This window comes from Nocardioides sp. (genome assembly GCF_036267815.1).
Classification (GTDB): Bacteria; Actinomycetota; Actinomycetes; order Propionibacteriales; family Nocardioidaceae; genus Nocardioides.
Genome location: NZ_DATAVI010000061.1, coordinates 49,505 through 75,755, shown reverse-complemented (window position 1 = coordinate 75,755; position 26,251 = coordinate 49,505). Strand labels below are relative to the sequence as shown.

Here is a 26,251-nt window from a genome sequence, read left to right as displayed (position 1 = left end):
GGTCAGCTCGCCTTCTGGGCCTGGGGGGTCCGGTCCTGGGTGGTCGGGGACGACGGGGTGGTGAGGCGGTGGACGAGGTACGACGCGACCTCGCCGGGCGTCGTACCCCGCGTGAACACGCGGTCGACGCCGAGGTCGGCGGCCATCGTCTCGTCGAAGCGGGGTCCGCCCACGATCAGCAGTGGCCGCCGGTCGGGTGGGTAGGACTCGCGGAACGCCGCCGACATCTCGCGGGTGTTGAGCAGGTGGGCGTCACGCTGGGTGACGACCTGGGAGACCAGGACGGCGTCGGCCCTCTCCTCGCGCGCGCTCTCGACCAGCTGCGGGACGCTGACCTGCGCCCCGAGGTTGACCACCTTCAGCTCGCGGTAGTACTCCAGGCCCTTCTCCCCCGCGAAGCCCTTGATGTTCAAGATGGCGTCGATGCCCACGGTGTGCGCGTCGGTGCCGATGCACCCCCCGACGACGACCAGGCGCCGGCGCAGGCTGCGCTTGATGGCGGCGTTCGCCTCCTTCGGGGAGAGCAGCGGGTAGTCGCGCTCGACGACCTGGACCGTGCTGGGGTCGACGAGGTGGTTGACGCGGCCGTAGACGACGAAGAACGTGTACTCCTCCCCCATCTGCTTGGCGTGGACGACCAGCGCGGGATCCATGCCCATCGTGTTGGCCAGCTGCACCGCGGCGCCCTCGGCGACCTTGGAGTGCGGCATCGGCAGCGTGAAGCTGAGCTGCACCATCCCGTCGCCGGTGGTGTCGCCGTACGGCCGGATCGGGGAGCTCATGGCGTCGCCTCCAACATCTCGCTGGCGGGGTTGACGTAGTCGCGGTCCTTCGTGGCCACGCCCTCCAGCCCCCTGCCCTTGTCGGCCGGTCGCTTCATCAGCCCGAAGGTGCCGTCAGCGATCGCCTCGAGCAGCGGGGCCTTGCCGGGCTCGTCGGCGATCCGCTCCAGGAGCTCGATCGTCTCGGCCAGCACCTGCCGGGCCCGCTGGGCGATGAACCCGTCGGGCTCTGGACGGAAGTCCTCCCGGAGGTTACCGGCGGCGTTCATGACGTAGCGGACGTTCTGGAGGGCCAGGTCTCGGTCGGAGAGCCACGGCGTGACCACGGCCTCGGTCATCATCCCGACCAGGAGGATCCCCTGCCCCGTCAGGGCGCCGACGAGGTTGAAGAAGCCGTCGAGGAGGTAGCCGCGGAAGACGTCGCCGGTCATGTGCCGGGTCGGCGGCATCCACTTCAGCGGCGCCTGGGGGAACAGGTCGCGCGCGAGCATCGCGTGGGCCAGCTCGAGGCGGAACGAGTCGGGGAGCTCGGGGTCGATCTCGAAGGCGTGGCCGAGCCCGAGCTGCCAGTCCTCGAGACCGGCCTCCTTGGCGAAGTACTCGTTCAGCAGCTGGCTGGTGGTGACGGTGTGTGCGGCCTCGACGGCGTCCGCGGTGGTGAGGTAGTTGTCCTCGCCGGTGTTGATGATGATGCCGGCGCGGGCATGGATCTGGCGGCTGAAGCGCTGGTCCACGAAGGTGCGGATGGGGTTGATGTCGCGGAAGAGGATGCCGTACATCGAGTCGTTGAGCATCATGTCCAGGCGCTCGAGACCCGCGAGCGTCGCGATCTCCGGCATGCACAGGCCGCTGGCGTAGTTGGTCAGCCGGACGTAGCGGCCGAGCTCCCGCGAGGTCTCGTCGAGCGCGGCTCGCATCAGGCGGAAGTTCTCCTGGGTCGCGTACGTGCCGGCGAAGCCCTCGCGGGTCGCCCCCTCGGGCACGAAGTCCAGCAGGCTCTGCCCGGTGGAGCGGATGACGGCGATGATGTCGGCTCCCTCGCGAGCCGCGGCCTGTGCCTGGGGGATGTCCTCGTAGATGTCGCCGGTGGCGACGATCAGGTAGATCCACGGCTTGGCTGGCGCGTCGCCGATCCGCTTGACCATCCGCTCGCGCTCGCGGCGCCGCGCGTCGATCCGACGGACGCCGGCGCCGACGGCCTTCGTGGCGGCCGTTCGCGCACGCGTGGCGTCGGCTCCCTCGGGCAGGCGGAAGGTCACCGAGCCGGCCGAGGCCTTCTCGGCGAGCTCCTGGAGGTCGGTGCCCTCGGCTCGCCGTAGTGCGTCCCAGACCGGGAGGGCCACGCCGTGCTCGAGGCCGACGTCGGCCCGGACGACGTCGACGAGGCGGTTCACCCACGGCGTGCCCTCCGTGTCGGCGCCGACGAGCCCGGCCAGCCGGAGCGTCGCCCGCTCGACCGACACGGTGGTGTGCTGCTGGGCGATCCGCACGATCGGCCGGCCCACCTTGCGCGCCAGGGAGCGCGCCGTCCGGACGGTGGCGGGGTCGAGATCGAGCTTGCCGCGTGCCATCTACAGCCTCCGCTCGAAGAGTCGGCGCACGCCCTCGTTGGACCGCAGGAGATCCATGGCGTACGCCGCGTGACCGGGCGCGTAGCCGTTGCCGACCAGCATGGTGACGTCGGCGGCCAGGCCCTCGGCGCCCAGGGCCGCGGCGGAGAAGGAGGTCGCCATGGAGAAGAAGATGACGGTGCCGCGCTCGGCGGTGGTCAGGATCGCCCCACCCTCGCAGCCCGGGACGTCGACGCAGACGACGGTGATGTCGGCGAGCGCTCCGGTCGCGGCCACCGCGTCACGCAGCGCGATCGGGTCGCGGGCATCGGCCACGACGACGTCGTCGGCCACCCCGCTCTCCCGCAGCAGCGCGGCCTCCTCGTCGCCCGGCACGACGCCGACGGTGCGCTGGGCGCCGGCGCGCGCGGCCGCGGCGAGGCTCAGGGAGCCGGACTTGCCGGCTCCTCCGATCACCGCGACCACGGGTTGCTCGTACTGCGCGACGACGCGGTGGGTCAGCGCCGGTGCGCCGCACACGTCCATGACCGACAGGCTCAGCGCGGGCGCCAGGTCGTCGGGGATGCGGGCGGCGATGGAACGGCCGAACAAGATGGCGTACCCGTCCGCGGGGACCCGCTCCGCCAAGCCGTCCCAGCGCTCGAGGCCGTCCTCGATCATCAGCGGGGTGAGGCTCAGGGAGACCAGGGTGGCCACGTGGTCGCCGACCTCGAGGCCCAGTGACGACTCGGGGCCGACTTCCTCCACGGTGCCGATCAGCATGCCGCCGGAGCCGGTGACGGGGTTCTGCATCTTGCCGCGCTCGGCCACGATCGCGAGCACCTCACGGCGTACCGCCGCGCCGTCGGGGCGGCCGTCGACGGTGTGCTTGCCCTCGAGCTGGCGGAACGACGCGGCGTCGAGGTTGAGGGTCTCGACGCGGACCCGGACCTCGTCCGGCCACAGCTCGCGCCGGGTGTCGAGGCGGCGGGCGGCCTGAGGCAGGACCCGCTGCCCGCCGGGACCGTCGTCCAGGACCCGGTGCAGGCCGGTCGGGTCGCTGCCCGTCCGGGGGTGCGATTCGGTCACGGGCAACGACATTTTCGGGGTATCCTCCGCTGAATCGTCCGATGTACGAGAGAATCTGCGGCGCGGCATTGGACTGACCGCAGGTTCTCCACCTACTCTGACACGAGAGAGGCGCACGTCACAACCGCCGCGCCCACTCGTCCATGCCCGCACCCCTCGACGTTCGACAAGGAGCGCCCGCGATGAGCATCGAGACCGCCACCGACTCCGCCCGTGCCTGGGAGGAGACCGGCCAGCCCTATCCGTACCGCCGTACCGAGCTGGTGGAGCCGGACTGGACGAGGTTCCCCGGATGGAGGCTCGTCACCGCCGACGAGTGGGAGTCCGTGCAATGGCAGCGGGCCCACTGCGTGAAGAACCTCAAGCAGCTGCGCGAGCTGATGGGCGACCTGCTCGACGAGTCGTTCTACGCCGACCTCGAGCGCGACCAGGCCGAGCGGGCCACGATGTCGATGCTGGTCCCGCCCCAGATGATGAACACGATGGCGCCCACGGCGACGGGCGGTGGAGCGGGCTCGCTGACCGAGGCGTTCTACGCCGACCCCGTGCGCCGCTACATGCTCCCGGTCTTCAGCGACCGGCGTACCGACTGGCCCTCGCACCCGCACGCCACCCGCGACTCGCTGCACGAGCACGACATGTGGGCCACCGAGGGGCTGACCCACCGCTACCCCACCAAGGTGCTGGCCGAGCTGCTGCCGACGTGTCCGCAGTACTGCGGGCACTGCACCCGGATGGACCTGGTCGGCAACTCGACCGCGATCATCGACAAGCTGAAGTTCGTCGGCAAGCCCAACGACCGGCTCGGGGACATGCTCGACTACCTGCGCCGTACCCCGGGGGTGCGCGACGTGGTCGTGTCCGGCGGCGACGTGGCCAACATGCCCTGGCCGCGGCTCGAGTCGTTCCTGACCGAGGTGCTGGCGATCGAGAACGTCCGCGACATCCGGCTGGCCACCAAGGCGCTGATGGGCCTGCCTCAGCACTGGCTCCAGCCCGAGGTCGTCGAGGGGATGACCCGGATCGGCTCGCTGTCGCGCTCGCGCGGCGTCTCGGTGGCGATCCACACCCACGTCAACCACGCGAACTCCGTGACCCCGCTGGTGGCCAAGGCCACGCGCACGATGCTCGACACCGGCATCCGCGACGTGCGCAACCAGGGCGTGATCCTGGGCGGCGTCAACGCCGACCCGCACGATCTGCTCGACCTCTGCTTCGCCCTGCTCGACGGCGCCCAGATCATGCCGTACTACTTCTACATGTGCGACATGATCCCGTTCTCGGAGCACTGGCGGATCTCGGTCGCCGAGGCGCAGCGCCTCCAGCACGCGATCATGGGCTACCTCCCCGGCTTCGCAACGCCGCGGATCGTCTGTGACGTGCCGTTCGTCGGGAAGCGCTGGATCCACCAGCTCTCCGACTACGACGCCGTGCGCGGCGTCTCGTACTGGACCAAGAACTACCGGACGTCCATCGAGGCCGCCGACCCCGACGCCCTGACCCGGCACTACGAGTACTACGACCCGATCCACACCCTCCCCGTCGAGGGTCAGCAGTGGTGGGCCGAGCACGGCCGGCTGGACGAGTCGGCGCTCAAGGCCGCCGAGGTCGCCGAGGCCTCCCGGCGTACCGCCGCCCTCCAAGCCCACTGATCCCTCCCCCAACCCCTCCGTTGCGCAAGCTGTCGCCAAATCCCCCGCTGAAGCGGGGGATTTGGCACTTCCCGGGGGTTGCAGCGGCCAGGAAGTGCCAGGAGAGGCCAGGAAGTCCCCACTGACCACCGCGCAGTACCCGGCCTCCACAACCCAGTGGCGGCGCTCGGCGGCGACAGTCGCAATGTCGACACAGTCGCCACATGGACATCGACTGGGAAGGCGACTGCGGGGTGCTTCTGCGCCGACACGCGATCGCACAGGGATACGACGACCGCACGCTACGTCGCATGGTGAGCTCGGGCGAGTTGCACCGCATCCGGCGCGGCGCCTACGTGCCAGGCCCGACCTGGGCTGAGGCCGGCCCGGTGGATCGGCACCGGCTCACCGCGCGCGCCGTCATCCTCACCGCTCACCCGGGCGCCGTGCTGACCCACGTCTCCGCCGTGGCTGAGTACGACCTGCCGATCTGGGGCGTCGACCTCACCGAGGTTCATCTCACCCGTCCCGACGGACTTGCGGGCCGGCGCGAAGCAGGCATCGTGCATCACTGCGGCGAGCTGCCGTCGCACGACGTCGTGATCCGCAACCGACTCTCGGTCTCCTGCCCGGCTCGGGCCGCCATCGAGCTCACGACCCACGCCGACGTGGAGGCCGCACTGGTCTCGATCAACTGGATGCTCGCCGAGAGCCTCGCCTCGAAGCCGGAGCTGGAGCGCTACCTCGACAGTTTCAAGCACTGGCCGAACTCCCTCCGCTCGGACCTCGTGATCCGGCTGTCGGACCACCGCAACAAGTGGCCGATCGAGTCACGGATGGGCTACCTGCTCTGGCGCCAGGGCCTGCCGCGGCCGGTGCCCCAGTTCGAGGTGCGCGACGAGCTGGGAAACGTCGTGGCGATCCTGGACTTCGCGTTCCCGAAGCACCACTGCTTCATCGAGATGGACGGCCGGATCAAGTACCTCTACTTCCGGCGGCCCGGCGAGAGCCTCGAGGAGTTCCTCCTGCGCGAGAAGCGCCGTGAGGAGCTGGTGTGCCTGCTGACGGGTTGGGTCTGCATCCGTCTCACGTGGGACGACCTGGCACGCCCGGCGATCACTGCCCGCCGTATCCGGGCTCTTCTCTCGCGTGTTGCCGCTCGCTGACTTCCTGGCCTGCTTTGACACATCCCGTGGGTTGCAGCGGCCAGGAAGTGCCAAATCCCCCGCTTCAGTGGGGGATTTGGCAACCCACGAGCAACACTGGAGGGGTGGCAGCGGTCGGACGTCGAGCGATGCTCGCAGTAGCGGCAGCCGGGGTGCTGTCGGCCTGCGGCGACTCCACGAGCTCGTCGCCCGGCGCGCCGAGACTGGGCACGACTCCCGTCCCGTCCCGGACGTCCGGCGGCAGCTCGCCGGGCTCCGACATTCCGGCCCTCCCCGAGGTAACTGCCTGGCACCCGGACGCCGGCGACCTCTCGCCGCTGGCCAAGCTCACGGCCGTCAGGCACATCGAGGCGTCCGGCAACGGGCGCAACCGCGCCGTCCAGGTCATCGACGCGCAGTACGGCGGCCTGCTCGCCGACTCGGCCAGCGTCCTGGTCGTCACCCGCTCCTGGCGCGGTCGGGTCGAGGAGACGGTGACCGGCGGTCACACCTTCGACGTCCGCCTCGTGCGTACGGCGTCCGGATGGCAGGTCACCGCCGTGCACCCGTCGCACCCAGGCCCCTTCGCGCGCACGCACAGCAAGGCGGCCCGCGGCGTCCTCATCAGCAACCGCATCCTCCTGCCACCCGCCGCGCGCTACGACGTGAAGTCCGGCCGGGTCCACGACTCGGTGCTCGGCGCCATGCTGACCCTGGGCCGGACCTACCGGATCCACGTCAGCGTCGTCCGCTCCGGGCACCCGATCTACGTCTTCGGCACCGACCGTCTCAGCGACCACCCACAGGGTCGGGCCTTCGACACCTGGGCGATCGACGGGCGCTCGGTCGTCGACCCGGCAACTCCGCGCGCCCTGGTCGAGGACTACATGCGAGCCGCGGCCGCCGCAGGCTCCTACAACGTCGGTGGGCCCTACCTACTCGGCGCCGCGCCTCAGTGGTTCACCGACGACACCCACCACGACCACGTCCACGCCGGCTTCCTCACCTGAGGCGGTGGCCTCAGCTGACGGTGCGGTTCTCGAACGGCGTGCTGAGAACGATCGTGGTGCGGGTGGAGACGTTGGCCCTCGACCGGATCCGCGCCAGCAGGTCCTCCAGCGCGTGCGGGGTCTCGACGCGGACCTTGAGGATGTAGGACTCCTCCCCCGCGACCGACCAGCAGGCCTCGATGGCGTCGATCCCGAGGAGGCGCTCGGGGTAGTCGTCGGGCTGACTGGGGTCGATCGGGGTGATGGAGACGAACGCGGTAAGGGTGAGCCCGAGCTCCTCGTGGTTGACCGACGCGCCGTACCCGGAGATGACGCCTCGCTGCTCGAGGCGCTTGACCCGCTGATGGACCGCGGACGTCGACAGCCCGGTTGCCTTGCCCAGGTCGGTGAACGACATGCGGCCGTCGGCGGCCAGCAGCTGCACGATGGCCCGGTCGGTGTCCTCCACGCCGACGACACTAGTAGAAGCACCGCGGTCGGTGCGTAGGCTGCGGCCCGTGGCGAACGACGATCGGCTCATGGTGCTGGACTCCGCGTCGATGTACTTCCGAGCGTTCTTCGGCGTCCCCGAGGTGACGGCCGCCGACGGGACCCCGGTCAACGCGGTGCGCGGGTTCTTGGACTTCATCAGCCGGCTCGTCGGCGACTACCGGCCCACGCACCTGGTGTGTGCGTGGGACAACGACTGGCGACCGCGATGGCGCGTCGACCTCATCCCGTCGTACAAGTCCCATCGCGTGGTGGTCGCTCGCCCGGGGCCGCAGCCTGACATCGAGGAGGTGCCCGACCCGCTGGAGGTGCAGGTGCCGATCATCGTCGAGGTGCTCGCGGCAGCCGGACTTTGTGTCGTGGGCGCCGACGGCTACGAGGCCGACGACGTGATCGGCACGGTGGCGACCGGGGCCGCCATGCCGGTCGACGTGGTGACCGGCGACCGCGACCTGTTCCAGCTGGTCGATGACGCCGAGGGGGTGCGCGTGCTGTACATCGCGCGCGGCGTCGGCAACCACGAGCGCGTCACCGACCACGTGGTGGTCGAGAAGTACCGCGTGCTCCCCTCTCAGTACGCCGACTTCGCCACGATGCGCGGCGACGCCTCGGACGGGTTGCCGGGCGTGCCGGGAATCGGTGAGAAGACCGCCTCGTCGCTCCTGCTCAAGTTCGGCGACCTGAAGGGCATCGTCGCCGCGGCGGCCGACGCCGACTCGGAGATGTCGCCAGGCCCACGGCGCAGGATTCTCGACGCCGCCGACTACCTCGAGGTCGCGCCCACCGTGGTGGCTGTGGCGCGCGACATCGACCTCACGCCGTACGACGCCCGACTGCCGGCCGAGCCGGCCGACCCGGCGCGCCTCGACGAGCTGGCCGAGCGCTACAACCTCAGTTCCCCGGTCAGCCGCCTGCTGGCGACTCTCGCTGGCTGAGCTGCGGCGTACTTCCCGCGAGGACTTCCTGGCCCTTCTTGGCACTTCTTGGGCGTTGCAGCGGCCAATAAGTGCCAAGTCCCCCGCTTCAGCGGGGGATTTGGCACGCGGGGGCACGCGGGGGGTCAGTCGTCGAGGGGGGCGACGGCGACGACGCCGCGGCGGATGCGACGGACGACCTCGCGGGCGGTGTCGCGGAGGGGTCCGGGACCGGCGGCGTCGGCGACCTGCCCGCACAGGTCGATCAGCTGCTTGACCCAGCGCACGAAGTCACCGGCGGTCAGGTCGCTCTCGCCGAGCACCTCGCTGAGCTCGTCGCCCTCGGCCCAGCGGTACGCCGCCCAGGCCAGGCCGGCGTCCGGTCGCCGCAGGAAGTCCAGCCGGTGCGCCCGCTCCACCTCGGCGAGCTCGCGCCACAGGCGCTCGAGGTCGTCGACCGCGCGCTGGGTCTCCCCGCCCGGCACCCGCGCGGAGACGACGTCCTCGGGGCGCCGAGCCTCGTAGACCAGCGTCGACAGGGCCGCGGCGAGCCCGGCCGGGCCGAGCCGGCCCAGGACGCCGAGCCGCAGTGCCTCGGCGACCACCAGGTCGAGGTCGGAGTAGATGCGCCGCAGCGGCCGGCCCAGCTCGGTGACGTCGTCGCCGGCGAGGTAGCCCAACGCGTCGAGCACCTCGCAGACCCGGTCGAACTGTCGGGCGACGGTGTTGGTCCGCTGCTCGACGCGGCGCTGGAGCGTCGCGGCGTCGCGGTCGAGCTTGATCCAGCGCTCCGCCCAGCGCGCGTGGTCCTCGCGATCGGGGCAGTCATGGCACGGATGGGCGCGCAGCTGCTCGCGGAGCGCGTCGATCTCGCGGTCGGCGCGAGACGGGCGCTCCGCGGGGGCACCTCGACCCGGCGGCGGCGGCGCGAGGCCGTGGGTGAGCGTGCGCAGGGACGACGCGAGGTCGCGGCGGCTCTGGGGGTTGCGGGGGTTGAACTGCCGAGGGATCCGCAGCCGCGACACCGCGGTCACCGGCGTCGGGAAGTCGACCACGCTGAGCCGGCGGGCCTGGCGCTCGGCCGTGAGCACCTGCGGGTGCGGTCCGTCGGCGGAGGTGCCCCGGTCAAGGACCACGGCGTACCCCGCGAACCTGCCCCCCGGGATCTCGATCACGTCGCCGCGATGGAGCTCGCCCAGCGAGTCGATCACCTCCTGCCGGCGGTCGGCGCGTCGCGACCGCGCGGCGTTCTTCTCCAGCTCGGAGACCCGCTGCCGGAGCGCGGCGTACTCCATGAAGTCGCCGCGGTCACAGGCCGCGGCCTCGGCATAGCCCGCGAGCGAGTCCTGGCTCTTGGTCAGCTGCCGGGCCAGCCCGACCACCGCCTTGTCGGCCTGGAACTGCGCGAAGGACATCTCCAGCAGCTCGCGAGCGCGCTCGCGACCCACCTGGTGCACGAGGTTGACCGCCATGTTGTACGACGGTCGGAAGCTCGACCGCAGCGGGTAGGTTCGGGTCGAGGCCAGCCCGGCCACCTCGGCGGGGTTGCTGCCCGGCTGCCACAGGACGACGGCGTGCCCCTCCACGTCCAGGCCCCGGCGACCGGCCCGCCCGGTGAGCTGGGTGTACTCCCCCGGCGTGATGTCGGCGTGCGTCTCGCCGTTCCACTTCGAGAGCTTCTCCAAGACGACCGTGCGCGCGGGCATGTTGATGCCGAGCGCGAGCGTCTCGGTGGCGAACACCGCCTTGCAGAGCCCCCGCACGAACAGCTGCTCCACACACTGCTTGAACGCCGGCAGCATGCCCGCGTGGTGAGAGGCGATGCCGCGGGTCAGCCCCTCGAGGAAGTCGAGGTAGCCGAGCACGGCGCGGTCCTCGTCGGGTAGGTCGGCGCACGCCTCCTCGACGAACTCGCGGATCTCGTCGCGCTCCTCCGGCGTGGTCAGCCGCAGGCCCGAGCGCAGGCACTGCTCCACCGCCGCGTCGCACCCCGCCCGGCTGAACACGAACACGATCGCGGGCAGCAGTCCCGCGCCGTCGAGCCGCTCCAGGACCTCGACCCGGCTCGGGATCCACACGCGACGTCCGTTGCCGACCGGGCGGCGCCCGCCCCGCTGGGGCCGCCCCTTGGGGGTACGACGGTCGCGGAGCCGGGTGCTTGCGAAGTCGTCGCGGGCGATCCGCAGGAGCTCGGCGTTCACCGGTGCGCCCTCCTTGACGAAGCCCGCCGAGGCATCGACGTCCGAGGTGGCGAAGAGGTCGAGCATCCGTCGTCCGACCAGGACGTGCTGGTAGAGCGGGACCGGTCGGCGCTCCTCCACGATCGTGACCGTGTCACCCCGGACGGTCTGGAGCCACTCGCCGAACTCCTCGGCGTTGGAGACCGTCGCGGAGAGCGAGACCAGCGCGACCGACTCAGGCAGGTGGATGATCACCTCTTCCCACACAGCGCCGCGGGAGCGGTCGGCCAGGTAGTGCACCTCGTCCATCACGACGTGGCTCAGTCCGGTCAGCGTGGCGGAGCCGGCGTAGAGCATGTTGCGCAGCACCTCGGTGGTCATCACGACGATCGGCGCCTCGCCGTTGACCGTGTTGTCGCCGGTGAGCAGCCCGACCCGCTCGGAGCCGTAGCGGGCGACGAGGTCGTGGTACTTCTGGTTCGACAGGGCCTTGATGGGCGTGGTGTAGAACGCCTTGCGCCCCGTCCGGAGCGCCAGATGGACGGCGAACTCGCCGACGACGGTCTTGCCCGAGCCCGTGGGGGCCGCCACCAGAACCCCCTTGCCCTGCTCGACGAACCGGCAGGCGCGCCGCTGGAAGTCGTCCAGGCCGAACTCGTAGAGGCCCGCGAACGCGTCGAGGACCGGTGTCTGGCTCATGCCAGAACCGTAAGCGCCCCCGGTGCGCACTCGACGGTCAGGGGCAGCGGCCCGAAGCGCTCCCCGTCGGCGTAGGACACGATCCCGGGGGCCGCCACCGTCACGGAGCGCACGCGGTGGTGCAGGTACTGCGGGTGGTGCACGTGGGTGCCCTTGAACAGCTTGGGGTAGGTCCGGATCAGGTCGGGCTTGGAGATCGGCTTGATGATGACCACGTCGAGCAGGCCGTCGTCGAGCACCGCTCCCTCGGTGATCCGCAGACCGCCCCCGAACGACGGCCCGTTGCCCACCGCGACGAGCATCGCCTCCAGCGACACGCGGTAGTCGTCGAGCTGGAGGGTGTAGGGCAGCGGTTCGAAGACCCGCAGCTCGGCCAGGGTGGCGATGTTGTAGCGCATCTGCCCCTTGGGCCAGGTCATCCGGTTGGCGCGCTCGTTGACGACGGCGTCGAAGCCGGCCGCGAGCACCGTGACGAAGTACTGCGAGCCGCTGCGCGCGAGGTCGACGGTGCGGGTCTGCCAGGCCAGCACCCGGTCGACGGCGGCATCGGGGTCCTTGCGGGGCAGGTCGAAGTACCGGGCGACGTCGTTGCCGGTGCCCGCCGGCACGATCCCCAGCGGCGTACCGCTCTCGGCCACGGCCTGCACCGCGATGTGCACCATGCCGTCGCCACCGCAGACGACGAGCGCGTCGACGCCGCCCGCGACGCACTGCCGCGCCAGGTCGAGGGCCTCGTTCGCATCGCGGCCCTGGAGGTCGCGGACTGTCAGGCCGGCCCCGCGGAGCCGCTCGAGGGCGCGTCGTCGCACCTTGACGCCCCTGCCCTTGCCCGCGGTCGGGTTGGTCAGGAGGGCGATCTCGCGGCTCTCCACGCGCGCAGACTACCTGTGCACGCTGGTGTCGTTCGGTGCCGATCGACCACTGTCTCGGGCCCGCCGGTGCAGTCTCGCGTCGATCGGCGGGGATGTGGTCACCTAGCGACCGACCCGCAGCAGGACCGACCAGGCGTCCGGCCGTGCTCCCACGGCCTTGGCCAGGCGGCGGAGCGCGTCCACCGCGTCGTCGAGCCCGACCCGCGACCCCGGCAGCGCCAGCAGCACGCGCCCGCCGGCGGACACGACCAGCACCTCGCCGTGCTGCCACACCTGGTGCGCCCGGACCCGCAGGGTGTCGGCGGCCACCGGCTCGGGATAGGCGTCGTCGACGGCCAGCAGGTCGCACGGCACGGCCTGGTGACCCGCCGAGGTCAGGGTGCCGGCGACACGGTGGCCCGCGCCGAGGGCGCCCTCGCTGCGCCAGGCGACCTCCGCGGACCCGAGCCACTCAGGCAGGTCGAACGGGTCCTGCTCGACGTACGACGGGAGCGTGGGAGGCGTCACGGTCAGATGGGCGAGATCTCGTCGTCGGCCCACTGCTCGGTGCTGTGGGCGCCCCGGCCGCGGACCTTGTCGGAGACCCTGGCGATGATCTCGGAGATGACGAAGAGGATCAGCATCGGGATCGCGAGCATCAGCATCGAGAAGGGGTCCGTGGACGGCGTCGCGACGGCGGCGAAGACCATGGTGCCGATGATGATCCAGGGTCTGTGCTTGGCCAGCGCACGCCCGCTGATGACGCCTGCGAGGTTCAGCAGCACCACGAACAAGGGGATCTCCATCGCGATGCCGAAGATCAGCAGCATCCGCATCTCGAAGGAGAAGTAGCTGGTGAAGTCGACCAGGTTGGTCACGCCCTGCGGGACGAACGTCCCGAGCACCGTCAGACCCTTGGGGAGCACGTAGTAGCCCAGCGCCACGCCGCCCAGGAAGAGCGGCCCGGCCACCGCGGCGAACATCCGGGAGTAGCGTCGCTCCTTCTCGTGCAGACCGGGCAGCACGAACGCCCAGATCTGGTAGAGCCAGTACGGCGCGGCCACGATCAGCGACACGACCCCGCACAGCTTGAACTGGAGCAGGAGGCCACCACCGGTGCCGTTGACCACCGGCTCGGTCTTGATCGGCGGGTCGTGGTGGGCCAGCGCGGTGCGGGCCTCGTTGTAGGGATGCTGGACGAGCTCGAGGAGCTCGCGGTAGAAGAAGATCGCCACGCAGAAGGCGATGACCAGCATCAGCGCACTGCGCATCAGGCGCGCGCGGAGCTCCCGGAAGTGGTCGGACAGGGCCATCCGGCCGTCCTCACCGACCGGGTTGCGCGGCTTTCCGCGGAGTACGTCGACGACACCGACGATCGACACCGGACCGGCCGCTCTCGCTCAGGCGCCGGTCAGGCCGAGTCGTCGCGCCGCGTCGCCTCGCGCTCGGATGCCTGCTTGGCCTCGAACGCCGCCCGCTCGGCGGCCTGACGCGACTCGAGCTCGCGCTGGGACTCGGTCTTGACATCCTTGTCGGCGTCGTCGTCACCCAGGCCCTGGGTCTCGGCCTTGAAGATGCGCAGGGCCCGGCCGCTGCCGCGGGCGAGCTCGGGGAGCTTGGACGCGCCGAACACCAAGATGACGATCACCAAGATGATGAGGAGCTCAGGCGTACCGAGGTCACCGATCAACAGGGGAGACATGAGAGTGGTCCTGACGTGAGGCGTCGATGGTGTGGGACTGCCCGGTCAGTCTAGCCCGCGGGGTGGTCGTAGAGGGCCAAAGCCCGCCGGATGGCGTCGGCGGCGCCGTCGCCGAAATGGGCCGGCGAGAGGACCTCGGCGTACGGCGTGAGGCGCAGCAGGAGCCGCTGGAGCCACCGCTCGTCGCCCACGAGGAGGTCGACCTCGGAGCCGCCCTCGGAGTCGGGGCGGACCTCCTGCACGGCGTAGTACTCCTCGACCCACCGGGCCTCGGGTCGCAGCCGGAGCGTGACGCGGGTGGCCTCCTCGCCCCCGAAGACGCCCTCGGAGAGGTCACGGGGCTCGGCCGGCTCGGTGACCGTCTCGGAGTCGAGGACCGTCGCCTCGTGGATCCGGTCGAGCCGGAACAGCCGCGGGGCACGGGCACTGTGGCAGTACGCGTCGAGGTAGGCGACGCCGTGGTGGAAGACGATGGCATGCGGGTCGACGACCCGCTCGGACTCCTCGTCGCGCGCCGGGACGTAGTAGGTCAGCCGCACCTGCCGGTGCCTGCTCACCGCGTCCTCGAGCTGGGTGCGCAGCGCGAGGGGTATCGGGTCGTCGTCGCCGGGGTCGACCAGGGGGGTGCTGCCGGCCGCGGCCTGCTCCAGCTTGTCCAGGGCGCGGTCGACGACCTGGCGGGTCTCACGCCCGGCCCCGGAGCGCAGGGCACGCAGGGCGACCACGATGGCCCCCGCCTCGGTCGGGGTCAGCCGCAGGGGCCGGGCGAGGTAGTCGGCGTTGGAGACCCGGATGACGCCCTCGCCCTCGAGGGCGTCGAGGTCGACGTCGATCAGGTCGTCGGGGTACCCGCCGGGCAGGCCGCACAGGAACAGCACGCGCAGGTCGCGGTCGAGCTGGTCCGGGGGTACGCCGATGACCCGCGCGGCCTCCTCCAGCGAGACCTGGTCGTGGGCGTGGAGGTAGGGAACCAGCCGCAGCAGGCGGCCGACCTGCTCCTTGGCCGCGCCCGCGGTCGCGGCGCTCATGGTGTCCCCGCCGCGGTGCGCAGTCGCGAGACCACCTCGTCGCGGAGCCCCACGGGGCTCTCGACGTAGAGGTCCGGACCGAAGGCCAGGAGCTCGTCGGCCTGCGCCCCGGAGAGTCGCAGCCGGTCCCAGGGCGTCTGGTCGTCGGGGCCGGACACGTCGGGGTCGATGCTGGTGGCCGTGCGGCGGAGCACCGCGGCGGCACCCGGCCGCACCAGCACGACCGCCTCCTCGGCCGGCACTCCCGGCCCGAGCCGTCGGGCGGCCTCGCGCACGTCGGTGCCTGGCGGGACGACGAAGGCGCCCGCCGGGCCGGTCATCTTCGCGGGGCCGACCACGCGCGACAGGCGGAAGACCCGCTCCTCGCCCCGGTCGGTGTCCTCCCCCACGACGTACCAGCGGCCCGAGAAGCGGACGACACCCCAGGGCTCGAGGTGTCGGGTCAGCGGTGCGGGGTACCCCGGTCTGCGGTAGTCGAAGGTGACCGGGCGGCGGGTGAGCGTCGCCTCCCAGAAGACGTCGAAGGACGGCTCGTCCGCGGTCAGCCGCGGCTGGGCGATCTCCAGCGCCTCCAGGTCGAGCTCGAGGCCGGCGGCCGTCAGCTTCCCGACCGCGTCGGTCGTGGCCTCGGCGAGCCGTGCGTGCTCCCACACCCGAGTCGCCAGGGCGACGACCGAGGCCTCGTCGGGCTCGAGGCTGATCTCGGGCAGGGCGAACTCGTCCGCGCGCACGCGGTACCCCGGCTCGTCGTCGAAGTAGGCGTCCATCTGGCCGACCTCGATCGGCACCCCGAGGCTGCGCAGCTCCTCCTTGTCGCGCTCGAAGGTCTTCTCGAAGGCCTCCGTGGTCGGCGCGTCGGCGTAGAGGATCTCCCGGATCCGTCCCTTGGAGACGTAGTGCCGCTGGACGAGCAGCATGATCAGCAGGTTGAGCAGGCGCTCGGTCTTGGAGGCGCTCACCGACTCACCCTGGAGCTCCGGAGGGACATGCCACCCATCTTGCTCAGGCGGCCCCGACGATGTCGACCACGAAGTACAGCGTGTCGGTGCCCTTGATGCCGGCCTGCGGCTGGCCCTTCTTGCCGTAGCCGTCGACCGGCGGGATCGCCAGCAGCACCTCGCTGCCGACGTGCTTGCCCACCAGGGTCTTGTCCCAGCCCGGGATCACGTGCCCGGTACCGATCTGGAACGACGCCGGGGTGGCGGCGTTGGTGCCGCTGAAGTTCTGGTCGAAGGGCTTGGTGCCCTGGTAGACCTCACCGAGGTACCGGGCGAAGATCGTCTGGCCCTTCTTCACCACCGGGCCGGTGCCGTCGGAGACCACCGCGGACCTGAGCTTGCCGTCCGGCTTGGGGGTCTTGGCGAAGTCGAGACCGGAGATCACGCCCTTGGTGCTCTTGATCGCGGGGAACCACGACGGTGCGGCGAGCTTCTTGCCGTCCGGCTTGTCCAGCGGCTTGCCGATGATGTCGAAGATGATGAAGACGGTGTCGGACGCCGCGATCTTGAGGTTGGCGTTGCCGCTGGGGCCGAAGATCTCCGCCGCGGGCGCGACTACGCCGACCCGCGACCCGACGCTCTTGTCCTTGAGGGCGTTGAGGAAGAGCGCCTGCACCTGGGAGGTCAGGCTGACCACCTGGGGCTGCTTGTCGGCATACGAGCTGGCCGCGGTCGTCTTGGTCGTCGCGTCCGCGATCACGGTCTGCACGATCAGCGAGTCGCCGGTCGAGACCTTGTCGCCCTTGCCGACGGCGAGGACCTTGGTCGCGTCGGCCACGCCCGAGACGCCCTGGGTGAAGGTCACGGTCGCGCCGGTGCCGACGGCGCCGCTGACCTTGACGTCGTCGAAGGCCTTGCTGCCGTCACCGGTCGGGGTGGCGGTCGGGCTGCCGCTCGGGCTCCCGCTCGCCGTGCTGCTGTCGGCCGACGGCGTGCTGCTGTTGCTGCTGCCGCAGCCGGCGAGCATCACGGCCGCCGCCACGAGGGCAGCGGAGAGGAGGCGGAGCTGAGAACGGGTGTGCACGCGAAGGCCCTTCGGGATACGACGGCTCGGGAACGGCCACCCTAGCCGCCCACCGGTTGCCGACCGGAATCCGGGGACGCACGTGGACACCGCCGCAATCGCGGTCAGCGAGGCGCTGAGCGCCTCACATTCCGTCGATGAGCCGCTGGACCCGTTCGTCGTAGGCCCGGAACGGGTCTTTGCACAGGACCGTGCGCTGCGCCTGGTCGTTGAGCTTGAGGTGCACCCAGTCGACGGTGAAGTCGCGCCGACGCTCCTGTGCCTTGCGGATGAACTCGCCCCGCAGGCGTGCCCGGGTGGTCTGGGGAGGGACGGACTTGGCCTCGAAGATCTTCAGGTCGGTGGTCACCCGGCTGACCGCACCCCGGCGCTCGAGCAGGTAGTAGAGCCCGCGGTCGCGCCGGATGTCGTGGTAGGCGAGGTCGAGCTGCGCGATCCGCGGGTGCCCCAGCGGCAGCCCGTGCGTCGCGCGGTAGCGGTCGATGAGCTTCCACTTGATCACCCAGTCGAGCTCCCGGTCGACGAGCCCCAGGTCGTCGGACTCCACGGCCTTCAGACCGCGCTCCCACAGGTCGAGGGCCCGCTCGATCACCGGGGTGGAGATCTCGCGGCGGTCGACGAAGTTGCGCGCCTTGGAGAGGTACTCGTGCTGGATGTCGAGCGCGCTGGCCTCGCGGCCGTTGGCGAGCCGGACCTTGCGCTGACCGGTGACGTCGTGGCTGATCTCCCGGATCGCCCGGATCGGGTTCTCCATCGTGAGGTCGCGCATCACCACGCCCTCCTCGATCATCCGCAGCACGAGGTCGCAGCTGGCGACCTTCAGCATCGTCGTGGTCTCGCTCATGTTGGAGTCGCCCACGATGACGTGGAGCCGCCGGAACCGCTCGGCGTCCGCATGCGGCTCGTCTCGGGTGTTGATGATCGGGCGGGAGCGGGTGGTCGCGCTGCTGACGCCCTCCCAGATGTGCTCGGCGCGCTGGCTGACGGCGTACGACGCGCCGCGCGCGGTCTGGGTCACCTTGCCGGCGCCGACGATGATCTGCCGGGTCACCAGGAACGGGATGAGCACGTCGGCCAGCCGGTTGAACTCCCCCGCCCTGCTGACCAGGTAGTTCTCGTGGCAGCCGTAGGAGTTGCCGGCCGAGTCGGTGTTGTTCTTGAACAGGTAGATCTCACCCGCGATGCCCTCGTCGTGCAGCCGCTGCTCGGCGTCCTTGAGCAACCCCTCGAGGACTCGCTCGCCGGCCTTGTCGTGGGTGACCAGCTCGGCGACGTCGTCGCACTCGGGCGTGGCGTACTCCGGGTGGCTGCCGACGTCGAGATAGAGACGCGCGCCGTTGCGCAGGAAGACGTTGGAGCTGCGGCCCCAGCTCACCACCTTGCGAAACAGGTAGCGCGCGACCTCGTCGGGGCTCAGGCGACGCTGGCCCTTGAACGTGCACGTCACGCCGTACTCGTTCTCGATGCCGAAGATCCGCCGCTCCACGCGGTCAGCCTACGGCGTCACCGCGAACGGGCGCCTGAAGCCCGAGCGGCGCGTGCCCGGGGGTGGGTCAGGCGTCGGGGGGCGACTGGGGGGCAGTGCGCTCGGCAGTGCGCTCGGCAGTGGACTCGGCAGTGGACTCGGCGGGGGGCTCGGTGGCCTCGGCGCCGGCGCTGGGGCTCTCGGGCCCGCGGTCACCCAGGAGCGCGTCGAGCCGGGCCGGCATGATCCGCAGGAACTTCCGCGGCTGCACCCGGGTGCGGTCGAGCACGGCGACCTCCAGGTCGCTGACCGGGATCACCCGGTCGCTGGTACCGCCGTTGCCCTTGCCGTCGTCGGGGGCCCGGCCGAGCGCCGCCACGGCGAGGTGGAGCGCGTCGGAGAGCGGTGCGTTCTCCTGGTAGTGCTCGGCGAGGTACGCCGCCACGACCTCGTCGGCGCCGCCCATCACGGCGTACTGGTGCTCGTCGGTGACCTGGCCCTGGTAGGTCAGGCGGTAGACCTGGTCGTCGGCGGCCTGGTCGCCGATCTCGGCGACGAACAGCTCCACCTCGTAGGGCTTCTCCCCGCCGCTGCTGAAGATCGTGCCGAGCGTCTGCGCGTAGGCGTTGGCCAGCCCGCGGCCGGTCACGTCACGACGGTCGTAGGCGTAGCCGCGCATGTCGGCGAGCCGGACGCCGGCGATCCGGAGGTTCTCGAACTCGTTGTAGCGCCCGACCGCGGCGAAGGCGATGCGGTCGTAGATCTCGCTGACCTTGTGCAGCGCCTGGGAGGGGTTCTCCGAGGCGAACAGGACGCCGTCGGCGTACTGCACGGCGACCACCGACCGGCCCCGGGCGATGCCCTTGCGTGCGAAGTCGGCCCGGTCCTTCATCAGCTGCTCGGGTGAGACGTAGAACGGCATGCTCATGGGATTCTCCGGTTTCGAGCCGTGGGGCGAGACTCAGGTCAGGGCGGCGGCAGGGCCGTCGGGCCGGTTCATGCGGCCGGCGATCACGGCGTCGGCGATCTCGGCGACCTCTCCGTCGGGGACGCGCCGGCCACCCTCGGGGGTGATCACCTGGACCACCGGGAAGATCCGTCGGGTGAGATCCGGCCCGCCGGTCGCGGAGTCGTCGTCGGCCGCGTCGTAGAGCGCCTGGACGATGGCCGTCACGCAGCCGCGCTCGTCGAGGTCGTCGCGGTAGAGCTTCTTCAGCGAGCCGCGTGCGAAGAGGGAGCCGGAGCCGACCGAGTGGAACGCGGTCTCCTCGTAGCGGCCGCCGGTCACGTCGTAGCTGAAGATCCGGCCCTGCCCGCTGACCAGGTCGAAGCCGGCGAACAGCGGCACGACAGCCAGGCCCTGCATCGCCATCTGGAGGTTCCCGCGGATCAGGGCGGCGAGGCGGTTGGCCTTGCCGTCCATCGACAGGGTCATCCCCTCGATCTTCTCGTAGTGCTCCAGCTCGGTCTGGAACAGCCGGACCAGCTCGACGGCGATCCCGGCACTGCCGGCGATGCCGACGCAGGAGTACTCGTCGGCGGGGAAGACCTTCTCGATGTCGCGCTGGGCGATGATGTTGCCCATCGTGGCGCGGCGGTCACCGGCCATCACCACTCCCCCGGTGAACGTCGCCGCCACGATGGTCGTGCCGTGTGGCGCGAGGTCGCCGGCGTGGCCCTGCGGTACGGCGCGTCGCGCCGGCAGGAGGTCGGGCGACTGGGACGCCAGGAAGTCGGCGAAGCTGGAGGTGCCGGGAGTCATGAACGAGGCCGGCAGCCGGGAGTCGTCCACCCCTACTGGCCGCCCTTCTGGATGAACGACTTCACGAAGTCCTCGGCGTTGGTCTCGAGGACGTCGTCGATCTCGTCGAGGATCGCATCGATGTCGTCGTCGAGGGCCTCCTTGCGCTCGGCGACGTCGGTCTCGGCCGAGACCTCCTCGACGTCGGAGGCCTCGCCGGACTTGCGGGGCTGCTTCTGCTCCTGAGCCATGCCTTCACCCTAGCCGCTCCCCCCGCCTGGCTCGCCCGGGTTCCGAGACCCCGCGCGGCCGGTCGCCGTGGGGTCAGCGGGTGAGCGCCCGGAACAGGTCCTCGGCGGTGTCGCACCGGTCGATCAGGGCGGCGACGTGCGCCTTCGATCCGCGCAGCGGGTCGATCGTCGGGACCCGCTGGAGCGACTCGCGCCCCGGGAGGTCGAAGATCACGGAGTCCCAGGACGCGGCGGCCACGGAGTCGGCGTACTTCTCCAGGCAGCGGCCACGGAAGTAGGCGCGCGTGTCCTCGGGGGGCTGGTGCATCGCGGTCTCGACGACCTCGTCGGTCAGGAGCCGCTCGATCCGGCCGAGCTTCACCAGCCGGTGGTACAGCCCCTTGTCCGGGCGGATGTCGCTGTACTGGTAGTCGATGAGCTGGAGCTTGGCGTCGTCCCAGTCGATGCCGTCGCGGTCGCGGTAGGAGTCGAGCAGCTTGAGCTTGGCGACCCAGTCGAGCTCACGGGCACACAGCATCGGGTCCTGGGCAAGGCGGGTCAGCACCGACTCCCACCGGTCCAAGACGTCCACGGTCTGCTCGTCGGCGTCGTCGCCGAGCCGGTCGTCGACGTACTTGCGGGCCAGCTCGAGGTACTCGCCCTGGAGCTGGAGGGCGGTGATCCGCCGCCCGTCGGTGAGTGTGACCTGCTCGCGGAGGGTGGGGTCGTGGGACACCGCGCGCAGGGCCGCGACCGGCCCCTCGAGGGTCAGGTCGGTGGTGATGAACCGGTCCTCGATCATCGCGAGCACCAGCGCGGTCGTCCCGACCTTGAGGTACGTCGAGATCTCCGCGAGGTTGGCGTCGCCGATGATGACGTGGAGCCGGCGGTACTTCTCCGGGTCGGCGTGCGGCTCGTCGCGGGTGTTGATGATCGGCCGCTTCAGCGTGGTCTCGAGCCCGACCTCCACCTCGAAGAAGTCGGCGCGCTGGGTGAGCTGGAAGCCGTGCTCGTGGCCGTCCTGGCCGATCCCGACCCGGCCCGACCCGCAGACCACCTGACGGCTGACGAAGAACGGCGTGAGGTGACGCACGATGTCGGTGAACGGCGTGGCCCGCGACATCAGGTAGTTCTCGTGGGCGCCGTAGGAGGCACCCTTGCCGTCGGTGTTGTTCTTGTAGAGGTTGATCGGCGTCGCACCGGGGGTCTGCGCGGCCATCCGCGACGCGTCGAGCATGACCTGCTCGCCCGCCTTGTCCCAGCGCACGACGTCGAGCGGCGTCGTCACCTCGGGGGTGGAGTACTCCGGGTGGGCGTGGTCGACGTAGAGCCGGGCGCCGTTGGTGAGGATGATGTTCGCGAGGCCGAGATCCTCGTCGGTGAGCTGGCTGGGATCGGCCAGCTGGCGGCTCAGGTCGAAGCCGCGGGCGTCGCGCAGCGGCGACTCCTCCTCGAAGTCCCACCGGGCGCGCCGGGCCTTGATCGTCGCGCTGGCGTAGGCGTTGACGACCTGCGAGCAGGCCACCATCGGGTTGGCGTGCGGCTGTCCCTGCACCGAGATGCCGTACTCGACCTCGGTGCCCATCACCCGGCGAACGGTCACGGGGCGAGCCTACGCGCGCAGGCGATGACCCGGCCGGGTGCCTCCGGCCACCGGACCCGGGTCAGAGGTACTGGCCGGTGTTGGGGACCGTGTCGATCGAGCGACCCGGCTCGGTGCCCTGCTTGCCGGTGATCAGGGTGCGGATGAACACGATCCGCTCGCCCTTCTTGCCCGAGATCCGTGCCCAGTCGTCGGGGTTGGTGGTGTTCGGGAGGTCCTCGTTCTCCTTGAACTCGTCGACGCACGCCTGGAGCAGGTGCTGGACGCGCAGGCCCCGCTGGTCGTGCTCGAGGAAGTCCTTGATGGCCATCTTCTTGGCCCGGTCGACGATGTTCTGGATCATCGCGCCGGAGTTGAAGTCCTTGAAGTAGAGGACCTCCTTGTCACCGTTGGCGTAGGTGACCTCCAGGAAGCGGTTGTCCTCGGTCTCGGTGTACATCCGCTCGACGGCGGCGCGGATCATGCCCTCGACGCAGGCCTCGCGGTCGCCGCCGAACTCCGCGACGTCGTCGGCGTGCAGCGGCAGGGTGGGCAGGAGGTACTTGCTGAAGATGTCGCGCGCCGACTCGGCGTCGGGCCGCTCGATCTTGATCTTCACGTCGAGACGGCCCGGCCGCAGGATCGCCGGGTCGATCATGTCCTCGCGGTTGGAGGCACCGATCACCAGGACGTTCTCCAGCAGCTCCACGCCGTCGATCTCGCTGAGCAGCTGCGGGACGATGGTGTTCTCGACGTCGGAGGAGACCCCTGACCCGCGAGTGCGGAACAGCGAGTCCATCTCGTCGAAGAAGACGATGACCGGCGTGCCGTGGCTGGCCTTCTCGCGGGCGCGCTGGAAGACCAGCCGGATGTGCCGCTCGGTCTCGCCGACGTACTTGTTGAGCAGCTCGGGGCCCTTGATGTTGAGGAAGTAGGACTTCCCCTCCTGACCCGTCTTCGCCGCGACCTTCTTGGCCAGCGAGTTCGCCACGGCCTTGGCGATCAGCGTCTTGCCGCAGCCCGGCGGGCCGTAGAGCAGCACGCCCTTGGGGGGCTTGAGCTGGTGGTCGCGGAACAGCTCGGGGTGCAGGTAGGGCAGCTCCACCGCGTCGCGGATCGCGTCGATCTGGCTGACCAGGCCGCCGATCGACTCGTAGGCGATGTCCGGGACCTCCTCGAGGATCAGCTCCTCGACCTCCGACTTCGGCACCCGCTCGTAGGCGTACGCCGCGCGCGAGTCGAGCAGCAGCGAGTCACCGGCTCGCAGGGTGTCGGCCTTGAGGGGGTCGGCCAGGCGGACGACCCGCTCCTCGTCGGCGTTCGCGATCACCAGGGCCCGCGCGCCGTCGGCGAGCAGCTCCTTGAACATCACGACCTCGCCGACCTGCTCGAAGTCGAGCGCGGCGACGACGTTGAGCGCCTCGTTGAGCATCACCTCCTGGCCCTTGACCAGGCTCGCCAGCTCGACCGCGGGGCTGACGTTGACGCGCAGCTTGCGCCCTCCGGTGAACACGTCGACGGAGTCGTCCTCGTTGCGCTGGAGGAAGGTCCCGAAGCCGGCCGGCGGCTGGGCGAGCCGGTCGACCTCCTCCTTGAGCTTCGTGATCTGCTCGCGGGCCTCGCGCAGGGTCTGGGCGAGGCGCTCGTTCTGGGCGGTGACCGCCGAGAGCGAGCGCTGGGTGTCGGCCAGCCGGAGCTCCAGGCCCCGGCTGTGACCCGGGGCGTCGGACAGACGACGGCGCAGGTCGGCGACCTCGGACTCGAGGAAGTGCACCTGGTCGGCGAGCTCGCGCGCGTCGCGGCCGCTCACACCCGACGAGTCGTTCGATGCGTCCTGGCCACTGGTCATCTGTCCCACCTCCGGTTTCGACCCTACTCGTACGCGCCCTGGACGCATGCGAGAACAGGGTCGCGTTTCTCACGATTTGATCTCGGCGTGCATCAGGTGGTCGCCGGTGTTCGGCGGCTACTCGGCCGGGGTGCCCTCGGGTACGCCGGGTGGTCGCGGCCCGGCGTAGTCGGGACCGTAGGCACCCGGCGCCGGCCGACGCTTCTTGACCGGCGGACGCTCCCCGGGAGCCATCCGCCGCGCCGTGACCAGGAACGCCGTGTGGCCCACCATCGCGTGTCCGGGGCGCACCGCGAGCCCCTCGACGTGCCAGTCGCGCACCAGGGACTCCCAGGCCTGGGGCTCGGTGAAGCCCCCGTGCACGCGGACGCTCTCGACGAAGCGCGAGAGCTGGGTCGTCGTGGCGACGTAGGCGCACAGGATCCCGCCCGCGCGCAGGGAGCCCGCAGCAGCCTCCAGGCACTCCCACGGCGCGAGCATGTCGAGGACCACCCGGTCGGCACGGTCGCCGGAGGCGGGCAGCGCGTCGGCCAGGTCGCCCAGGACGAGCCGCCACGCGGGGTGGCCCTCCCCGTCGCCGCCGTCGAAGAACTGGGTGACGTTACGGCGAGCGACCTCCGCGAACTCCTCGCGCCGCTCGTAGGAGGTCACCGTGCCGTGGGGTCCGACCGCGCGCAGCAGCGAGCAGGTCAGCGCGCCCGACCCGACGCCGGCCTCGACGACGTCCGCGCCCGGGAAGATGTCGGCCATGGCCACGATCTGGGCGGCGTCCTTGGGGTAGACGACGGCGGCGCCGCGCGGCATCGAGACGACGAACTCGCTCAGCAGCGGTCGGAACACGAGGTACTGGCCACCGACCGACGACGAGACCGTGAACCCCTCCTCGCGGCCGATCAGCTCGTCGTGGTCCAGATGCCCCTTGTTGGAGAAGAACCGCTTGCCCGCGACGAGCTCGAAGTTGTGGCGCCGCCCCTTCTGGTCGGTGAGCCGCACCCACTCCCCGGCTCGCAGTGGTCCGCGATGCACCCCGGACCAGGCCCGCGGCGACACGTCGCGGTCACTCGACAACCCGCTCATGCGCTGGCGCGGAAGGCCCGGTCGACGTCGGAGGTCGCCAGGACCCCGAAGATGCTCCCGTCGGGGTCGAGCAAGAGGTACTCGCCGGACGGGCGGGCACTGATCGCCTTGATCAGCTCCTCGCCGCCGATGCCCGAGGGCAGGCTGAGGCCGTCGTCGAGGGTCCGGGCCACCGAGGAGGTCGGCACCCACGCGCGGCGCTCCGCCGGCACCGAGAGCAGGGCCGCCTCGTTGACGACGCCCACCGGGATGCCGCTGGAGGTCACGGTGACGATGCTGCCCGCCTCGACCTCCTGCGCGCGCCGTACGGCCTCGGCCAGCGGCAGCTCCCCCGGGACGGTGAGGGTACGCCGCGCCAGGTCACGGGCCAGCAGGTGCGGGAGCCGCGAGCGCACGCGCGCGGACTCCAGCGCGGCCGTGGCGCCGCTCCACAGGAACATCGAGATGACGCCCGCGAACACGAAGTCGATCACGGTGGGCCGACCGCCGAGGAGCTTGGCCGTCAGCAGCGGCCACCCGATCGCGAGCAGTGCCACGACCCGCCCGCCCCAGGCGGCGACGATGGTGCCGCGGTGCGTGTCACCGCTGGCACCCCAGACCAGCGCCTTGAGGATCCGGCCGCCGTCGAGGGGAAGTCCCGGGACGAGGTTGACGACCCCGACGAACAGGTTGGTCCAGGCGAGCCCGGAGAACGCCAGGCCGATGAGCCCGCCGGACGCCACCAGATAGGCGAGGAAGGACACCAGGGCCACGGCCAGGGAGGCCAGCGGGCCCACGACGCTGACCCAGAACTCCTGGCGCGGGCTCTCCGGCTCGCGGTCGATCGACGTCATCCCGCCGAAGAACTGGAGCGTGATGTGGGAGACCGGCAGGCCGAAGCGCCGCGCCACCAGCGCGTGCGAGGCCTCATGAGCCAGGACGGAGAGGTAGAGGAGGACGGCGAGCGCGGCGCCGGCGACGTACTTCAGATCGCCGAGTCCGGGCTCGGCGCGCTCGATGGCGGGCGCGGTGATCACCGCGATCAGCCCGGCGATCAGGAACCACGAGGCGCTGACGAGAACGTCGCTGCCCGCGACCGACCCCACCTTGAAGGTCCCCGGAGGACGGGGCGTGGTGCCGCGGGGTGCGCGGTCGTCGGTCATGTCCTGAGGCTATCCGAACGCGGGGTCCCTACCGCGGCGCGGCGCGTGCGCCGAGGCCCTGTCGGTGGCGTCG

General features: G+C 70.9%; 24 protein-coding genes. 4 read left to right on the top strand and 20 right to left on the bottom strand.

Annotation, left to right across the window (positions count from 1 at the left end; translation table 11 throughout):
- Positions 1–2 precede the first annotated feature (2 nt).
- The 3 genes from VHW64_RS13190 to VHW64_RS13180 are packed head-to-tail and all read right to left on the bottom strand — an operon-like array spanning position 3 to position 3,421.
- Positions 3–782 (bottom strand): OAM dimerization domain-containing protein, encoded by a 780-nt coding sequence (locus VHW64_RS13190; RefSeq protein WP_329651023.1) that lies wholly within the window; start codon positions 780–782, stop codon positions 3–5.
- The gene (locus VHW64_RS13185; RefSeq protein ID WP_329651022.1) at positions 779–2,353 is read right to left on the bottom strand and encodes a lysine 5,6-aminomutase subunit alpha; all 1,575 of its coding nucleotides are present in this window, start codon (positions 2,351–2,353) and stop codon (positions 779–781) included. Before VHW64_RS13185 ends, VHW64_RS13190 begins: the two co-directional genes overlap by 4 nt.
- A complete protein-coding gene (locus VHW64_RS13180) occupies positions 2,354–3,421 on the bottom strand; it encodes an L-erythro-3,5-diaminohexanoate dehydrogenase (protein WP_329651021.1) in 1,068 nt (355 codons plus the stop codon).
- A gap of 182 nt (positions 3,422–3,603) precedes the next feature.
- Between VHW64_RS13180 and VHW64_RS13175 the strand changes: the two genes are divergently transcribed.
- The 3 genes from VHW64_RS13175 to VHW64_RS13165 all read left to right on the top strand — a co-directional run bounded on the left by VHW64_RS13175 (position 3,604) and on the right by VHW64_RS13165 (position 7,207).
- A complete protein-coding gene (locus tag VHW64_RS13175) occupies positions 3,604–5,073 on the top strand; it encodes a lysine 2,3-aminomutase (protein WP_329651020.1) in 1,470 nt (489 codons plus the stop codon).
- Between the two features lie 203 nt (positions 5,074–5,276).
- A complete protein-coding gene (locus VHW64_RS13170; RefSeq protein WP_329651019.1) occupies positions 5,277–6,218 on the top strand; it encodes a type IV toxin-antitoxin system AbiEi family antitoxin domain-containing protein in 942 nt (313 codons plus the stop codon).
- A gap of 104 nt (positions 6,219–6,322) precedes the next feature.
- Positions 6,323–7,207, top strand: a complete 885-nt coding sequence (locus tag VHW64_RS13165) for a hypothetical protein (protein ID WP_329651018.1) — start codon at positions 6,323–6,325, stop codon at positions 7,205–7,207.
- A gap of 10 nt (positions 7,208–7,217) precedes the next feature.
- Here VHW64_RS13165 and VHW64_RS13160 read toward each other — a convergent pair whose 3' ends face one another.
- Positions 7,218–7,655 (bottom strand): Lrp/AsnC family transcriptional regulator, encoded by a 438-nt coding sequence (locus VHW64_RS13160; RefSeq protein ID WP_329651017.1) that lies wholly within the window; start codon positions 7,653–7,655, stop codon positions 7,218–7,220.
- 49 nt (positions 7,656–7,704) lie between these two features.
- Here VHW64_RS13160 and VHW64_RS13155 point away from each other — a divergent pair, with 49 nt between their 5' ends.
- The gene (locus VHW64_RS13155; protein WP_329651016.1) at positions 7,705–8,631 is read left to right on the top strand and encodes a 5'-3' exonuclease; all 927 of its coding nucleotides are present in this window, start codon (positions 7,705–7,707) and stop codon (positions 8,629–8,631) included.
- A gap of 125 nt (positions 8,632–8,756) precedes the next feature.
- On the opposite strand, the gene VHW64_RS13150 is transcribed toward VHW64_RS13155, so the two are convergent.
- From VHW64_RS13150 to VHW64_RS13075, 16 genes are all read right to left on the bottom strand, one after another.
- A complete protein-coding gene (locus VHW64_RS13150; protein WP_329651015.1) occupies positions 8,757–11,489 on the bottom strand; it encodes a DEAD/DEAH box helicase in 2,733 nt (910 codons plus the stop codon).
- On the bottom strand, positions 11,486–12,361 hold the full coding sequence (locus VHW64_RS13145) for a diacylglycerol kinase (RefSeq protein ID WP_329651014.1): 876 nt from the start codon (positions 12,359–12,361) through the stop codon (positions 11,486–11,488). The genes VHW64_RS13150 and VHW64_RS13145 overlap by 4 nt, the downstream gene beginning before the upstream one ends.
- Before the next feature lie 102 nt (positions 12,362–12,463).
- A complete protein-coding gene (locus VHW64_RS13140; protein WP_329651013.1) occupies positions 12,464–12,868 on the bottom strand; it encodes a hypothetical protein in 405 nt (134 codons plus the stop codon).
- A gap of 2 nt (positions 12,869–12,870) precedes the next feature.
- Positions 12,871–13,722 carry a twin-arginine translocase subunit TatC gene (tatC, locus tag VHW64_RS13135; RefSeq protein ID WP_329651012.1) on the bottom strand — a complete coding sequence of 284 codons (852 nt, stop codon included), beginning with the start codon at positions 13,720–13,722 and terminating at the stop codon, positions 12,871–12,873.
- A 29-nt stretch (positions 13,723–13,751) separates the two neighbouring features.
- Positions 13,752–14,042 carry a Sec-independent protein translocase subunit TatA gene (gene tatA, locus VHW64_RS13130; RefSeq protein WP_329651011.1) on the bottom strand — a complete coding sequence of 97 codons (291 nt, stop codon included), beginning with the start codon at positions 14,040–14,042 and terminating at the stop codon, positions 13,752–13,754.
- 50 nt (positions 14,043–14,092) lie between these two features.
- Positions 14,093–15,070: a WYL domain-containing protein gene (locus VHW64_RS13125; RefSeq protein ID WP_329651010.1), complete on the bottom strand. Its 978-nt coding sequence runs from the start codon at positions 15,068–15,070 to the stop codon at positions 14,093–14,095.
- A complete protein-coding gene (locus VHW64_RS13120) occupies positions 15,067–16,029 on the bottom strand; it encodes a helix-turn-helix transcriptional regulator (protein ID WP_329651009.1) in 963 nt (320 codons plus the stop codon). Before VHW64_RS13120 ends, VHW64_RS13125 begins: the two co-directional genes overlap by 4 nt.
- A 43-nt stretch (positions 16,030–16,072) precedes the next feature.
- Positions 16,073–17,092, bottom strand: a complete 1,020-nt coding sequence (locus tag VHW64_RS13115; RefSeq protein ID WP_329651008.1) for an FKBP-type peptidyl-prolyl cis-trans isomerase — start codon at positions 17,090–17,092, stop codon at positions 16,073–16,075.
- Positions 17,093–17,216: 124 nt separating this feature from the next.
- Positions 17,217–18,578 (bottom strand): Pup--protein ligase, encoded by a 1,362-nt coding sequence (gene pafA, locus VHW64_RS13110; RefSeq protein ID WP_329651007.1) that lies wholly within the window; start codon positions 18,576–18,578, stop codon positions 17,217–17,219.
- Positions 18,579–18,645: 67 nt separating this feature from the next.
- Positions 18,646–19,485, bottom strand: coding sequence for a proteasome subunit alpha (prcA, locus tag VHW64_RS13105; RefSeq protein ID WP_329651006.1), 840 nt, complete (start codon positions 19,483–19,485; stop codon positions 18,646–18,648).
- Positions 19,486–19,518: 33 nt separating this feature from the next.
- On the bottom strand, positions 19,519–20,349 hold the full coding sequence (gene prcB, locus VHW64_RS13100) for a proteasome subunit beta (RefSeq protein ID WP_329651005.1): 831 nt from the start codon (positions 20,347–20,349) through the stop codon (positions 19,519–19,521).
- Between the two features lie 2 nt (positions 20,350–20,351).
- Entirely contained in the window at positions 20,352–20,549 is a 198-nt protein-coding gene (locus tag VHW64_RS13095) for a ubiquitin-like protein Pup (protein WP_329651004.1), read from the bottom strand.
- 73 nt (positions 20,550–20,622) lie between these two features.
- Complete coding sequence (dop, locus tag VHW64_RS13090) at positions 20,623–22,131, bottom strand: depupylase/deamidase Dop (RefSeq protein WP_349256879.1); 1,509 nt, start codon at positions 22,129–22,131, stop codon at positions 20,623–20,625.
- A gap of 61 nt (positions 22,132–22,192) precedes the next feature.
- On the bottom strand, positions 22,193–23,959 hold the full coding sequence (gene arc, locus VHW64_RS13085; protein WP_329651003.1) for a proteasome ATPase: 1,767 nt from the start codon (positions 23,957–23,959) through the stop codon (positions 22,193–22,195).
- 117 nt (positions 23,960–24,076) lie between these two features.
- Positions 24,077–25,036 carry a tRNA (adenine-N1)-methyltransferase gene (locus VHW64_RS13080; protein ID WP_329651002.1) on the bottom strand — a complete coding sequence of 320 codons (960 nt, stop codon included), beginning with the start codon at positions 25,034–25,036 and terminating at the stop codon, positions 24,077–24,079.
- Positions 25,033–26,178, bottom strand: a complete 1,146-nt coding sequence (locus VHW64_RS13075) for a site-2 protease family protein (RefSeq protein ID WP_329651001.1) — start codon at positions 26,176–26,178, stop codon at positions 25,033–25,035. Before VHW64_RS13075 ends, VHW64_RS13080 begins: the two co-directional genes overlap by 4 nt.
- Between the last annotated feature and the right edge of the window lie 73 nt (positions 26,179–26,251).